Raw genomic sequence first — 14,186 nt, 5'->3', positions numbered from 1 at the left:
AACTTTCTCGTTCGACTTGCATGTGTTAGGCACGCCGCCAGCGTTCAATCTGAGCCAGAATCAAACTCTCCAGTTCAAATCTGTGTCTTCATGACTAAGGGGGCTAATTCCCTTAATCACGCTAGCTGATATCTTTCTGTCCAACTCGCTATTTAATTGTCAAAGAACCTCAAGTTCCGCACGGCGTTTTTCCGTAGCGGCGAGGGAGGCTTATGGCACTTCCTCATCGCTCCGTCAACATCTTTTTCAACTTTTTTTTCGAAGTCGTTTCAGCCGGCGACCTGAACCTTGCGGCTTCATGATGCATTCACTGAATGCCTTCATGCGGTCGGGTGAAACCCTGATGTGACGCCCTTGTGTTTTTGAAAGAACTTCTCGCCGAAGCGAGAGGCAGCTTCTACAGAGCTTCGCGTCCACCGTCAAGTTGTTTTTGAAACTTTTTTCGGCGATCCGCTCTGCCTGTCGGAACCGGTCTTTATGATCGATTCCCAAATATACAAGGGTGATGGAAAAACTCGTGATGTGAAAGAACTGTCCCTGCCGGTGCAGGGAAGGAGGGTTTAAGCAAATCAGCGACGCACGTCAACAAGGTTTTTGGAATTTCTCACTACTAAACAGTCAGTAGTCTGTTTTTACAGAATATAATTGTTCTGCAACCTTCCCGTTTGTCTTCATACGCCTCTTATCATATACATGGCGCTGACGATCGGAACCATGTTCCCCGTTTCTCGCGGACTACACCGCGCAGAACGGCCTCCGCACGAGTTCTTAAAATACAACCTCATCCAACCCAGAGGATACACCATGTCGCACAGCAAACAGGAACTTCAGGAAATAGCACGTCAGGTTCAGGAAGGGCGCTACGTCTCCAAAGGCACGCTCTACGTATCCGTTGGTATTGCGCTGGCTCTCGGCCTGTACGTAGGCAACCTGCTCACCACCATATACTCCCCTGCCCCCATACACGTAACACAGACACAGCAGGCTCCCGCACAGCAGGCACCGCAGGCTCAGCAGACGCAGATAGATCCCAACATAGCCGCGCAAATACTCAAGTACGAGAAGATCACCCGCGATGATCCTGCCAATGCGGACGCATGGATACACCTTGGCCACGCCTATTTTGACAGCGACAAGCCCAAGGCCGCCATCACCGCCTACACCAGGGCGCTTGAACTCGCCCCCGGCAATGCGGATGTGCATACCGACCTTGGCGTCATGTATCGCCGTGCAGGAGAACCCCGGAAAGCGCTGGAGCAGTTTGACATTGCCCGCGGCCTGAACCCCAAGCACGAACAGTCGCGCTTCAACAAGGGCATAGTGCTCATGCACGACCTTAATCAGAAGGAAGCCGCCCTTGCCGCATGGAAGGAACTGCTGTCCATCAACCCCAATGCCAAGGCCCCCAATGGCATGCCCATTACCGAACTGATCAGGCAGCACTCCAATTAGATGATACTCCCTGCCGCCTCGCAGTAGTGAAACATCATGCGGGGCGGCATTTCCCCGCAATTTCCGCCTGTTCCGCTCCTGCGGATGGACAAAACCTCCAGTTCCCCATAAAACCGAATAAATCTCCGCGTGACCTGTATTGAGGAATTCATGATTGCATCAGTAGCGGCCCGCCAGCTCTCCCGTATTGTCATCACCATCCTGTTCAGCATGGCCCTGTGCTGTCCGGCTTTTGCCGCCAGTTCTCCGGCCGTGCCCTTGACCGTGGTCATGAGCTCGCTGCCCCTCAAGCCGCACATGGATGCCCTTGAAGATCCGTACGGCAAGCTGACCATCGATCAGGTTGCCTCCGCATCATATATACAGAAATTCACGCCCCTTGCCTTCCGATCGGTATCGGGCGGCGTTGCTGCCTGCTGGCTTCGCCTGACGCTGGAGGCTGACAAAACCGGCAGACTGCACGAAGAGCTGCTCTATCCCGTGCTTGATCTTGGTTCTGCCCAACCCGGTGGTGTGCAGCTTTTTGTTCCCCAGTATGCCGACGACAAATCGCCGTGGCCGACTGGCTGGGAAGCGCTGGAAGCAACCGGAACGGCACGCTTTCCCCTTCCCGTTCCTCCGGAAGGCACAGTTACCTGCTACGTACGCATAGCAGGGCCGACCGGACTGTGGTTTTATCCCTCGCTGGAACTGCGCAAGGCCAACACGCCCATCACCGGCACTCCTTCATATGGAATCGCCATCGCAGGGCTGGCCGCGGGGCTTGTGCTGCTCAATTTTCTGATGTTCGCCATGGGCAGGGGCGAAAGCCGCTTCTGGCTCGGGCTCTACGGTGCGCTCATATTGCTGCACAACCTCAGCGGACCGCCTCCGGCTCCTGCCGGCGGCCTGCCCTTCTCTGCGGCATGGGCCATTCTCACTCCCGGCCTTGCACTCGTGCTTCTGCCCCATGTAGGCAGGCATGTGCTCAATACATGGGACAAAGTACCCGCCATTGATGCATCCCTGAAAGGCCTCTCCGTATTCGGGGCAGCTCTTGCCGTGGCGCCGCTCGTCCCCGGCTGCAGCGGGCTTGTCCGCATACTCCCCCTATGGCCCGCACTGGCATTGTTAACGGCCATTCCTGCGCTGCAATGCAGCCGCGCAAAGCTGCCCGGTGCAAAGCGGTATCTGCTGGCCTGCCTCCTTACCGCAGCCGGAGTTCTTGCCGTCTACATTCCTCTCATGTCACCCGAAATGGCACGCATTGCCGCTGTCATCCCATTTGCCGGTGCAACGGTCGGCCTGCTCGTGCTTACCCCGCTTGTCGCACTGCCCCTGACCCGACCTTCTGAATCTCTTTGTCTCTCCGCGGACGACTCAAGCACACCGGCCGAGACCAAACCGGCCCAGCAGCTGATTGCCAGAGTCAGTCATGACCTGCGCACGCCGTTGCACGCCATATGCAATGCGGCAGAATCGCTGACGCTTGCCCCTCTTGATGCCGATGCTCTGAAGAAGGTGCGCACGGTGCAGGCAGCCGCAGGCAATCTTTCCACACTTGTCAGCGACCTGCTTGATGCCAGCCGCATCAGCAAGGGACGCATGCACCTCAAGCAGAAGCCTTTTGATCTGCAGCATATTCTTGTGGAAGCACACGACATCATCCAGCCCATGGCCGAGCAGAAGGGTCTGAATCTTTCCTGGTACATGGAGCCGCACCTGCATGTGAAATACAGCGGAGATGCAGACCGCCTGCTGCAGGTGCTGCTGAACCTGCTGGGCAACGCCGTACGTTTCACCGACAGAGGCACTGTCAGCTTCAAGGTGCACCGCATTGCAGAAAGCACCAATGCAGGGCACCTGCTTTTTACCATCAAGGACAACGGCATAAGCATTCCCCTGCAAAACCAGTATGACGTGTTCGAAGAATTTTGTCTGAGTCCCGAGTCCGGAACAGGCCGATACGGCGGTTCAGGCCTCGGGCTGACCATTGCGCGTGACCTGATATCCCTTATGGGAGGCGTCATCTGCCTGCAGTCCAGCCCCAACAACGGAACGGAAGTGAGCTTTTCCGTACGCCTGCATCCTCTGCCCGGAGACGTGCAGATAACCTCACCCACCGCACGCGATGACGACTTCAGCTCCTATTCTCCTTTTAGCAAGCCGCCGAAACCGCAGGCAAATCGTATACTCGTGGCAGACGATGTGGCGAGCAACCGGCAGCTGGTACGTTTCTTCCTTGAGGGGCTTCCCTACCAGCTGGAGGAAGCCAGAACCGGAGAAGAGGCGCTGGCACGCTACAAACAGCAGCCCTTCGGCATGGTGCTTATTGATGCGGATATGCCCGGCCTTGGCGGATCGCAGGCAGTGCAGGCCATCCGTGCGCTTGAAACCGAACTGGGACTGAGCGCCGCCCCCATTCTCGCACTTGCCTCGCGGCCCGAAGAAAGCGCCCGCATGCTGGAAGCAGGCTCCACGGCAACCCTGCTCAAGCCGCTCTCGCGCATGCGCCTGCTTGAAGTGGTAACCCGCCTGGCTCCAGCGCAGGAAGGGGCGGACGAAGACTTCGCCTTTGAGGAGCCCGCTCAGCAGCAGTCCTTCACAGCGCAGCCCGCGGCCCAGCCCGCTGACAGACCCGCGGCCAAACCCGCAGTCAGTCCCGCAGGCAAAAGCACCGTTGAAACCGCAGTTGAAGCCGCAATCAGAAAATCCGGCTCTGCAGCTGAAGGATCAACCACGCCAGACCTGACCGGACAGAATGCAGACGACCTTACCGTTCCCGAACACTGGAAGGAACGCACAGATAAACAGACGCAGAACCAGCCGAGTACGCCGGACACCCCCGCTGCAGCACAAGCTGCAAGGCTGACGGCTACGACAGGTGCAGTGCAGGCAGCCCCCGTGCGGCAACAGGCCGCAGACCATGACATCAGCGGGCAGCCTGCAAGCACGCAATCTCCCTCCGGAACTCAATCGCAAGAGCGGATGCCTGAACAGGTTCAGGCAAAAGAGCAGGCAAAACCTTTGGTTCACACAGCGCCGTCAGCCGATTCAGACATGCCCACGCTTGACGCCAGCCTTCTGCCGCTTGTTCCCGGCCTGCTGGAGAACATAGACGAGGCCCTTGCCGATGCCCACAGAAGCGTGCGCAAGGGCAGCCCGCTCGGTGTGCAGGAAGCCGCAGGCCGTCTGGCCGGCACCGCATCAAGTTTCGGCCTGCGGGTGCTTGAACGCATGGCCCGCTGCGTTGAACGGGCAGCTCAGGCTGATGATCTGGACGCCATCCTGAACCTGCTGCCCGAGCTTGAGAACATGGCCCAGCGCAACAACCGTGCGCTGACGGACATATACCGCATGCACAAGGCCATGACCGCCACGGACCCCCGAACCACGCGGTAATCCGGTTTCGACAAAGGCTCTGCGCCCCCCCATATACCCCTCCGGCACTGCCGCACCCGGCAGGGGAACGCGCTTCATCTGAAAAGAGCTTCACCCTCGCTTTTTGGCGACCTTGCGGTTGACAAGGCCCCGCCATGCGGGTATTCAAACTGCGTGAGTGAACACTTAAATTTAATAGTCCACTGCTGCTTGCTATAAAGAGTACACTGCTGGACAACAACAATAGTACACTCCATCAGCCCGTCTCACTGTGAAGACGGGCAAGACATATAAGGGATAGAACATGAAACGCGACGTAATACTGGACACTGCCGCTCGCCTTTTTGCCGAGCGCGGATTCAACAACACCCCCACCAGCCTTCTGGCCAAGGAAGCAGGCGTTGCCGAAGGTACCATCTTCCGCCACTTCCAGACCAAGGACGATATCTTCTTCACGCTTATCAACAACGTGAAGACCCAGCTTATCAGCGATATCGAAAAGTACCTTGAAGTGCGTGGCCCGGAAAACGCCCTTGAGAAGCTGGAGTCCGTGATCAAGTCCTTCTACGTGTTCGTTAAGAAGAACAACATGGAATTCAGCCTCATCTTCCGCGATGCCCCCACCCGCTACGGCCAGCGCCACGACGATGTCTTCCTTCAGATCAAGGAGATCTACTCCTACGTTACCAACTACCTGAAGGAATCCATTGAAGAAGGTAAGCAGGAAGGAATCATCCGCGAAGACGTTTCCGCGCAGGATTACGCCGACATGCTGATGAGCACCATGGTGGGTCTTGTAAGGGCCGTTCATTTCGGCTTCATCGACTCTTCGGATGACATTCTGAAGAGTGTCATTGAGAGCTACACCCGCCTGCTGACCACTAAATAGAAACAGACTGCAGGAAATCTTAAAGCGCCGTGCTCAGCACGGCGCTTTTTCATTATAATATTTGTACTGTTCTTTATCGCACCTCTATTTTACTCTATCCTGAATCTGAAGCTGAAGTCTCTCGCTTGTACAATATAGAGAGACGCATACCAACAATTGGGCAAGGAGCTACGTGTGAACTGGAAGAACATCAGCCTTAAAGGAAAATTCTGTATCGGGTTTGGCTCAATCCTTCTTTTACTGCTCGGAGTGTCTCTCTGGTCGGTAACAGGAATAGGTACCATTGTGCACAACTCGGAAGAAGTTATACACGGCAACGAACTTAAGGCAGATGTGACACAAAAAACAGTGGACCATCTGAAGTGGGCAGAAAAAGTACAGTTGCTACTTTCGGATGATACAGTGCACACTCTCAATGTACAGACAGACCCGACCCTGTGCGGCTTCGGCAAATGGCTCTACGGGCAGGGGCGCAAGGATGCGGAGCAACTCGTTCCGGCCCTTGTTCCGATACTCAAGGATATTGAAACTCCTCACAAGCACCTCCACGAATCCGCCATAAGAATCAAAGAAGCCTACCGCCCTGCCGATGGTGCCCTTCTCAACTTCATGCAGGCAAAGAAGATGGATCACCTGTCATGGATGAACTCCGTCCTCAACGCCATTACCGATGCCAAGGTCACGCAGCTTGCCGTGCAGCTGGATCATACCCAGTGCGGGCTGGGCAAGTGGCTGTATTCGAAGGAAGTGAAGGACCGCATAGACAGCGACACCCAGTTTGCCGCCCTTGTCACCCCCATTTTCGCTCCACATGAGCACCTGCACCAGAGCGGTGTAAAACTGGACGGCATGCTCCGTGCGGGTCAGCGTGCCGAAGCGACCCACTTTTACCACAACGAAACGGAGCCCTTTGCCCATGAAACCCTGAACGCTCTGGATACCGTGATCAACGAGTATATCAGCCGTGCCGACGGGGTGAACGAAGCCAAGCGGATATTCGTGTCCGAAACAATGCCTGCCCTCGAGCAGACGCAAGAAATGCTGAACAAGGTGCGCGTTGTCACCTCGGAAAATATCATGACCGACGAGGCCATGCTGCTTGCAGCAGAAGCAACCCGCAGGGTCGTGCTCATCGGCAGCTCCGTCGCCATCGTCATAGGCCTGTTCCTCGCGTTCATCATCGCCCGCGGCATCATCGGCCCGCTGAGAAAGGGTGTGGACTTTGCCGAAGTGGTTGCCACCGGCGACCTTACCGTCACGCTTGATGTGGACCAGAAAGACGAGATTGGCCAGCTTGCGGCCTCGCTGCGCAGCATGGTGCAGAAGCTGCAGGAAGTTGCAGGCTCCATCGAAAGCGGCGCGGAAAATGTGGCCGCAGGCAGCGAAGAGCTTTCCGGCACCTCGCAGACCCTCTCGCAGGGGGCAACCGAACAGGCGGCATCCATTGAAGAGATTTCAGCCTCCATGGAACAGATGACCGCGAACATCTCGCAGAACGCCGCAAATGCCACCGAAACCGAACGCATTTCCCGTGCTGCTGCCTCCAGCGCCTCTGAAAGCGGTTCCGCCGTCGGGCAGACTGTTTCGGCCATGAAAAACATTGCGGAAAAGATCACCATCATTGAAGAAATTGCCCGCCAGACCAACCTGCTCGCTCTCAACGCCGCCATTGAAGCCGCCCGCGCAGGCGAGCACGGCAAGGGATTTGCCGTGGTGGCTGCTGAAGTACGCAAGCTGGCCGAACGTTCCGGCAATGCCGCTGCGGAGATCAGCGAACTGTCTTCGAAGAGTGTGGGCATAGCCGAGAAGGCCGGTGCCATGCTGACCGCTCTGGTACCCGAAATACAGCGCACCGCCGAACTGGTGCAGGAGATTGCAGCAGGAACCGGCGAACAGGCCAATGGCGCGCAGCAGGTGAACAAGGCTATCTCCCAGCTTGAGCAGATCATTCAGGAAAATGCCTCCGCTTCCGAAGAAATGGCCTCCACCTCCGAGGAACTTTCTGCGCAGGCTATCCAGCTGCAGCAGACTATCGCCTTCTTCAAGGTTGACGGGGACACCCGCCAAAGCATGCCGCAGGCACGCCCTGTCCGCGCGAAGATAGCCCCTGCCCGCCCTCGGGCGCTGGCTGCCAAACCGACGAAATCGGTTCCCAAGGACCGGCAGCCCAAGCTCCGTCTGGATATGGACACAGATGACAGTGAATTTGAAAAGTTCTGATGCCAAAGCCCCCGCAACCTTCCGGTCGCGGGGGCTTCTCTTTTCAGGCGGGAATGTATCTGGAACACACGGTTTCTGCAGGGTTATACGCGGAGTCACATTGGCTGATAGCCCGTAGCCCGCCAGTCGCGTCACAATTTCTCAACCATACCGGGCGAATCATTCCCTATTATGCCTGGCAGAAATGAGACCTCGGGAATTCCGTCCGGCTTCCCAAACAATGCACTGCCTCTGCTCAACCCGCCCGTTCCTGCGGGAGGCTTTGTGACTCCCCCACTCCCGGTGTCCGGCAGCGACTCCGGCCTCAACAGATCAGGATTGAACCGATTTGGATGCTTTCGGTCCGGATGCTTTCGGTCCGGATGCTTGCGGTTTGGCCTGTCTGGGTCCGGAAGGTCGCGGTCCGGCCTGTTACGGTCAGACCCGCCACCCCCATGCTCTCCATTACCCGATCTGGCTTTGCCCCTTCCTGTCCCGTCAGGATACAAACCGGGAGGAGTCATTTCCTCAGACTGCCCGAGTCCCCCACGGCTCCATAATGGCCCTCTCTCGTCTTCTGCCATTGCATTGCCCATACCGTAGGCTGTTGTCACGCTGTCGATGATGTTTCCCTTCTTTCCGGGGGTGAACAGCAGAACAGTATCCTCACCCTTGTCGCGGGAATCCTTCAGCGCGGCAAACAGGGTGCGCACGGCCCCCGCCTTGTCCTCCGCCTTTGCCCCTTCCATTTTTCCCAGCACATTTTCCACCCCGCGGTGAAACATCCTGTTCTCCAAATCCGCGCGGGTCCCCTTTCTATCCAGCAAATCCCGAAGCGCCGAGGCATCCGCATGGGACATATCTCTGTCGGGCACGATCATATAGGCGTCCTTGATCTCGCCCTTCCCGATACGCTCCACGGTCTTGATCAAGGCATCCGGTTCTGTCTCCCACTTGTCGACCTTGAGCGATTCACGCATACGTCCGCGCACCTTCTCATCCAACGCGAAATCCCTGTCGAGCAGAGTGCGGGCAGCCTGCACGTCGCCTTCGTCCACGGCCTTGTAGAAGGCTTCAAATGTCTGCGCCCGCTGCGCCGCATCGCCCTTGCCTTTCTGATACGCCTGACGTGCCCGGTTCATCTCAAGCCGTTCCCGCACAGTGTTCCGGCTCGTGTCGTCAAATTCCGGCATGTCCGCCATGCCTGCAAGGTCGCCCAACGCCCCGTCATAATCCACACCGTCGTCACGCCGGAAACGCTCTTCCAGCATGGAGATGGCATGGTTCTCAACAGCACTCTTCACGGCAGATCTGGTTTTTTCCAGATCACTTTCCTCAAGCGTTCCACCCAGCTGCCCCAGCAGGGCATGCGCATGCGAGGGGTCATCCTGCGCCATTCTCGCCAGAAACGCCCCGGTCATGCCGGACCGTGTGGAACGGATGCGCTGGTCCGTGGCCTCCCTGGCTTCCCCGAGCGCCTGCCCAGTGGCACGATACGTCTGCTCCATGGAAAGCAGCGCGTTACTCAGATGCCCGAAGGCGCGCTGCTGCAGTTCCGGCGAGGCAGACATGCCTGCCATGCCACCGGCATCGCCCGCATCCCGCAGCATACCGGCCATACGCTCCTCGCGCAGCTGCTGCATCTCCTGCGCCCTGTCCTTCATGGCGCGCAGGCGCAACCTGTCCTCGTGCAGCGCCATGCCCAGATCAAGCTGGCCCACCACCGCAGCCTGCTCAACAGGATCAGTGCTGCCGGAAAGCGCCGACTTCGGCACCTTGCCGAACTGTGCAGCCGCTTCCTGCATGCGCCCCGGCTGCGCCTCATCAACGATGCTGCGAAAACGCCCTTCGGCCTCCACCGCACGACGCAGCGCTCCGGTCACCCGCCCTGTATCATCACGCAGGGCAGCGCCGCCCCTCGGAGCAACGGAATCCAGAATGGTTTCCCTGCCCCGCCCTGCGTTGCCTGCCGTTTCCGTACCGGGAATATGCAATCCCATTGTCTTCTCCTGTACCGCCCCCAAAAGGCGCATCTTGTATGGCTAAAGCAGGTCCGCCAGATTGGACCACACATCCTTCACCTTATTCGCTTCGGTCCACACGGTCTTGGCCTGCCTGTAGCGCGAGGCAAAGGTCGTGCGCGACTGGCTCTCGGTAAACCGGCGCTGCGAATGCGCTGCAGCGGCATCATTTTCATGCCTCCACGCCTGCATCTCGCCTTCATATTCCGCCAGTTCCTTTGCCCTTCCGGCCTCTGCCGCCCGGTCCATCAAAGCATCCACGGCACTGCCGTCGCTGATGACCACCCCGGAAACAGCCATTCCGGCCCGCATGGCTCCGTTCTGACGCCGGAAGCCCCTGACGATCTCCTTGGCGCGAATGCTTGCCATGGCCCGCGCATGATCCGCCTCATATTCGGCAATGATGGCGTCGTTGCGGTAAGAGTCGGCCTTGAACGCCAGTTCGCGCTTCCTGTTCCTCTCTTCCTCGAACATCTCGCTCACGGTAAGATAGGACCCCAGCGTGGAATCGGCTGCGGACAACCCGCTCCCGAAAAGCGCTCCGAGAGGTATTCCGCTACCTGGCATAAGCACCTGCCTGCTGCGACATGAACGATGTGCCGGTCTTGGCATAGGTCCAGCCGGAAACACGACTCTGCGATGCCTGCATCCTGTTCAGTCCGACATCTGCCAGCAGGCTGCGGGACTGGTTCTCCGCCCGCCACGCATCCATCTCGCCCTGATAGAGCCTGAGCTCCTCACGCCGTCTTGCCTCGGATGCATTATCCAGCAGCACGTCCATGGCGCTGCCGTCCGCCATGCTCACACCGCCTGCCGCCAGAAGCGACCGCTGCTCCCCCTGCGCCCGCAGAAAATCCCTGCGCATGCTTCCGGCTTCGTATCTGGCCAGCTTTCTTGTGTTATCCGCCTCATAGCGGGCCTGACGCGCCTGCGTCTCAGCCAAGTCTGCCTGATAATTGGCCATGCGACGCTGGTTGGCCGCGGCCTCTTCCTGCATGATCAGCGTGGAGCCCATCCCCACAACGGCACTGGCCGCAAGGGCAAGGTTAAGTATGGTGCACATGCCCACCTCCCATATGAAAGTTATGAAACGGCAACCCGAACGGGCCGAACGGAGCCGCCTTCTCTACGGTGAAACCGCACCGGCGCAACCAGCGAATGGAAGCATGGTTGCGGGCATCCACCCAGTTTTCCAGATACGGATACCGGTGCCGCATCAGCCCGATATACCGCAGGGAATGGATTGCAAATCCGCGCGCCATATCATTCAGGGCATCGGTGCCGAGCATCCACGGGCTACCCGTATCCGCCCTGCGCCCTGCTCCTGCTCCGAACAGGGCAATCACCTCTTCCCTCCGCAACACGGCCCACACCAGAGACGACAGGGCAAACGAGCGTTCAAGCCCCGCCTCCGGCACAAGTCCTGTGGCTGCCAGCACCTCATTGCAGTCGCTTCTGCGCAGCCTGCCATACAGCGGGGTGAGATGTTCACGCCCCGCCGCGACAATCCGCACATCCTTCATCCAGCCATGTATCATCGGTCTCCCACCTCCAACTGCGCGATGAGCGCAAGAACGGTCATGGGCAACGGATAGTCCTGACGGACAAGAATGCCCGCATCCGGCGAATAGCCCGCGTCAAACTCAGCCACCTTATCTCCGGTGAACAGGGGAATGGCCTGCCCCAGCGCATCGCTGCCCTTGCGAAAGACCACTTCGCGCAGCCGCGAAGCATCCGGCCCCACCTTAAGTCCCAGCGATTCATGCAGGCGCACCCACAGGCGGCTGATACGCTTGGTGCGCCCCTGTGCCGTGCCGTCACGCAAGGGCACTTCCGGCTTCATGGGCGACAGGTCGGAGACAAAGCCCAATCCCACATGCACCAGCGAAGCCGCCCTATCCAGCACCACGCGGCCGCCCGTGACCACCCTGTCGGGATGCACCCAGCCATCGGTGAGGATGGAAACCGTCTTTCCTTCAAGATGCTCAAGCCCGACCATCTCGTCCTGCGGAGCCCCTTCATAGGTGAGCCCGCTGTCCACGAAAAAGGCATCGCGCATGCCGCCACCGGCAAAATACGAAGCCAGACGCTCCACATACCGGCGCGGAACGCCTTCTATTTCACGGCGGACAATGCACCACAGCTCATCCCCCCCAAGACCGGGGATGGTGCATATCGATTCGAACACGCCGTCGGTATCATGCCTGTGCCAGCCCACGACCTTGTGCTCGCGTTCGTAAGTGAAGGCGACCAAGGCCCCGTTCTCAAGCACGCACCACACAATGGAATGCGGAGACTGCTGATATGCCCATTCGCGGACCATGCTGTCGCGGGTCATGTGTTCCGAGAGCACGGTCAGGTCTCCGGCGTCGTACCCGTCCACATCCAGACTGTAGCGGAACTCGCGCACCACCTTGCCGCAGCGCTGCACGAACAGCACGGTGGAACCGATGACAATGGGCATGATGTCCGCAGAACCGCGCACAGTCTGCCGCTGAAACGCCACAGACATGGGCGAAAGCGGCTCGCCGTTCACGCCGGACATGATCCATTCGCCCCCCACCGTTCCGATGAGCAATTCCTTGGTCGGCAGCATCCAGCGAATGGCATTGACCCGGTCCGCCGCAATAGTGGCGGTAACCGCATCATCAGCCCGCAGGGGGTTGGACACGTTCAGATTCTCGTAGTTGCCGGACTGGCTCGTCCACACGGTCTGCGGCTTCTGCCTGCTTGACGCAAAACACAGCCGCTGCTGAAAGAACTGCACCACAGAGGGATAACTGCCCTCTTCCGTGAAGGGATTGCGAATCTCGGGCGGACCATCATCAAAATCAGGCGTTGCGCCCCGGTCCACCCAGGAACCGCTGGAAGCCCTGCCCACAAACCCGTAGCTTTCAGAATCGTTCCAGCATTTGTAGATACGGTACTCATAGTTGCCTTCCGGCACGTCCCAGCTCAGCTCAATGCGATCATCCACATTCAGCGAAGAAGCCGCCTGCACCCGCACCGGTTCGGAAGGAAGGCTTTCTTCCTCGGTGTCCTTGTTCACGGCGGTCACCACATAGGAATACTCGCGGGTACCGGAGGCACCCACGGCCTTTCCGGCAAGTCCTGCGGGCTTGATGACGCCGGAACCGAAGACCAGTCCGGCAACGCGCCAGTCATCATGCGCATGCCGCATGATCTTGCGTGGCGCATGGGCCGGTGAAACAATATACATCACGTCCGCAGACTGGCAGAACTTGAGTCCCTCAAGATCCTCCTCGGTCCACGGAGTGGCCACCTCCACAGGGGTGCCGTCCTCCCGCACCACCTGCCCGCCATCCTTCCACACCCGCATGTACAGGTGGCCGCATTCCAGAGCGTATGACTGATCAACGCTGAAGGCGAAAGGAATGAGCCGCGCCCGTCGTTCATGATACTTGCACCCGCCCGCATACCGCAGCCCCGGCCTGCGGCTGGCTGGTCCATGCGGATGGACAAACATATTGCGCAGCAGTGAGCAGCCGTTGCCGTAGCGGCTCTGGTCCACTCTCGCATCCATCAGCGGAGACAGTTCGCCCCCGTTGAAGCTCGACTGAAGAATATTGACCGAACTCATGTCCGCTCACCCTCCCGCAGCGGGGCATATATGCCCTTCGCCGCAAACCGCCTTCCGTTTGAACAGATCGTCTTCATCGCTTTTCTCCACCGCCCGCCTGTTACCAGAGGCGGGCGCGCACCCACTCGTTCGTGTCATCGGGGTCACTGGCCCCTTCCGTGGCGTCCATGGCCTTGGCGCGCTCAAGCGCGTTGACATACTTGGTCATCATGGACTGCTCAAGCCGCGAACTGTTCATCAGCGGCACCGCCAGTTCCGCAGCCAGTTTGCGGGCAAGCACCTCGACAAACAGCGCGGGAAAACGGGCGGGGTCCGTCACGCGCGCCGTCACCACCGCTTCGGCGGATAGCGCGTCTGTGTACAGAACGCGGTTTTCCACCACTTCAAAGTCGGCATTGTCACGCAGCCTGCGCACCCGCAGACAGTCCGCAGGCAACTGATACGCCCGCGTAAAACCGAACAGAGGCGATTCGGGAAGCAGAGCAAGCGAGACATACCGCGCTGCAAAGTTCCAATGATGCTCTTCGAGCAGCTCGTCACGCACCTCGGCGTAATACTGGTTGCACAGGCGTGCACCCCGCGATTCCTGCTCAAGGGAAAGAATCTCCTCACCCCCGAGATACCGCAGCCCCTTGTTGCATATGGAAATGACAGAAGCCATGAA

The 14,186-nt window shown here is 58.7% G+C and carries 10 protein-coding genes and 1 rRNA gene; 4 read left to right on the top strand and 7 right to left on the bottom strand.

Annotated elements, in window-relative coordinates:
• Positions 1–76, bottom strand: a 16S ribosomal RNA gene (locus HUV30_RS06920); the annotation flags it as partial.
• A 728-nt stretch (positions 77–804) separates the two neighbouring features.
• Here HUV30_RS06920 and HUV30_RS06915 point away from each other — a divergent pair.
• The 4 genes from HUV30_RS06915 to HUV30_RS06900 all read left to right on the top strand — a co-directional run bounded on the left by HUV30_RS06915 (position 805) and on the right by HUV30_RS06900 (position 7,921).
• Entirely contained in the window at positions 805–1,452 is a 648-nt protein-coding gene (locus HUV30_RS06915; protein WP_174404670.1) for a tetratricopeptide repeat protein, read from the top strand.
• Between the two features lie 150 nt (positions 1,453–1,602).
• Positions 1,603–4,833: an ATP-binding protein gene (locus HUV30_RS06910; RefSeq protein WP_174404669.1), complete on the top strand. Its 3,231-nt coding sequence runs from the start codon at positions 1,603–1,605 to the stop codon at positions 4,831–4,833.
• Positions 4,834–5,116: 283 nt separating this feature from the next.
• Positions 5,117–5,701: a TetR/AcrR family transcriptional regulator gene (locus HUV30_RS06905; protein ID WP_174404668.1), complete on the top strand. Its 585-nt coding sequence runs from the start codon at positions 5,117–5,119 to the stop codon at positions 5,699–5,701.
• 174 nt (positions 5,702–5,875) lie between these two features.
• The gene (locus tag HUV30_RS06900) at positions 5,876–7,921 is read left to right on the top strand and encodes a methyl-accepting chemotaxis protein (protein ID WP_174404667.1); all 2,046 of its coding nucleotides are present in this window, start codon (positions 5,876–5,878) and stop codon (positions 7,919–7,921) included.
• A 131-nt stretch (positions 7,922–8,052) separates the two neighbouring features.
• Here the strand turns inward: HUV30_RS06900 and HUV30_RS06895 are convergent, their stop codons facing one another.
• The 6 genes from HUV30_RS06895 to HUV30_RS06870 all read right to left on the bottom strand — a co-directional run bounded on the left by HUV30_RS06895 (position 8,053) and on the right by HUV30_RS06870 (position 14,183).
• Positions 8,053–9,900, bottom strand: a complete 1,848-nt coding sequence (locus HUV30_RS06895) for a hypothetical protein (RefSeq protein WP_174404666.1) — start codon at positions 9,898–9,900, stop codon at positions 8,053–8,055.
• Positions 9,901–9,942: 42 nt separating this feature from the next.
• Entirely contained in the window at positions 9,943–10,488 is a 546-nt protein-coding gene (locus HUV30_RS06890) for a hypothetical protein (protein WP_174404665.1), read from the bottom strand.
• Positions 10,478–10,984: a hypothetical protein gene (locus HUV30_RS06885; protein ID WP_174404664.1), complete on the bottom strand. Its 507-nt coding sequence runs from the start codon at positions 10,982–10,984 to the stop codon at positions 10,478–10,480. The genes HUV30_RS06890 and HUV30_RS06885 overlap by 11 nt, the downstream gene beginning before the upstream one ends.
• Positions 10,968–11,459: a hypothetical protein gene (locus HUV30_RS06880; protein WP_174404663.1), complete on the bottom strand. Its 492-nt coding sequence runs from the start codon at positions 11,457–11,459 to the stop codon at positions 10,968–10,970. Before HUV30_RS06880 ends, HUV30_RS06885 begins: the two co-directional genes overlap by 17 nt.
• Complete coding sequence (locus tag HUV30_RS06875) at positions 11,456–13,522, bottom strand: phage tail protein (RefSeq protein WP_174404662.1); 2,067 nt, start codon at positions 13,520–13,522, stop codon at positions 11,456–11,458. The genes HUV30_RS06880 and HUV30_RS06875 overlap by 4 nt, the downstream gene beginning before the upstream one ends.
• Positions 13,523–13,622: 100 nt before the next feature.
• Complete coding sequence (locus tag HUV30_RS06870; RefSeq protein ID WP_174404661.1) at positions 13,623–14,183, bottom strand: phage connector family protein; 561 nt, start codon at positions 14,181–14,183, stop codon at positions 13,623–13,625.
• Between the last annotated feature and the right edge of the window lie 3 nt (positions 14,184–14,186).

Origin of the sequence: Desulfovibrio subterraneus (genome assembly GCF_013340285.1) — a bacterium.
Classification (GTDB): domain Bacteria; phylum Desulfobacterota; class Desulfovibrionia; order Desulfovibrionales; family Desulfovibrionaceae; genus Halodesulfovibrio; species Halodesulfovibrio subterraneus.
The sequence above is the reverse complement of the archived record's forward strand: the minus strand, read 5'-3'. Positions and strand labels throughout refer to the sequence as shown.

Coding starts and splice junctions, on each gene's coding strand:
- HUV30_RS06915 (WP_174404670.1), top strand. CDS start 805: ATGTCGCACAGCAAACAGGAACTTCAGGAAATAGCACGTCAGGTTCAG.
- HUV30_RS06910 (WP_174404669.1), top strand. CDS start 1,603: ATGATTGCATCAGTAGCGGCCCGCCAGCTCTCCCGTATTGTCATCACC.
- HUV30_RS06905 (WP_174404668.1), top strand. CDS start 5,117: ATGAAACGCGACGTAATACTGGACACTGCCGCTCGCCTTTTTGCCGAG.
- HUV30_RS06895 (WP_174404666.1), bottom strand. CDS start 9,900: ATGGGATTGCATATTCCCGGTACGGAAACGGCAGGCAACGCAGGGCGG.
- HUV30_RS06890 (WP_174404665.1), bottom strand. CDS start 10,488: ATGCCAGGTAGCGGAATACCTCTCGGAGCGCTTTTCGGGAGCGGGTTG.
- HUV30_RS06885 (WP_174404664.1), bottom strand. CDS start 10,984: ATGTGCACCATACTTAACCTTGCCCTTGCGGCCAGTGCCGTTGTGGGG.
- HUV30_RS06880 (WP_174404663.1), bottom strand. CDS start 11,459: ATGATACATGGCTGGATGAAGGATGTGCGGATTGTCGCGGCGGGGCGT.
- HUV30_RS06875 (WP_174404662.1), bottom strand. CDS start 13,522: ATGAGTTCGGTCAATATTCTTCAGTCGAGCTTCAACGGGGGCGAACTG.
- HUV30_RS06870 (WP_174404661.1), bottom strand. CDS start 14,183: ATGGCTTCTGTCATTTCCATATGCAACAAGGGGCTGCGGTATCTCGGG.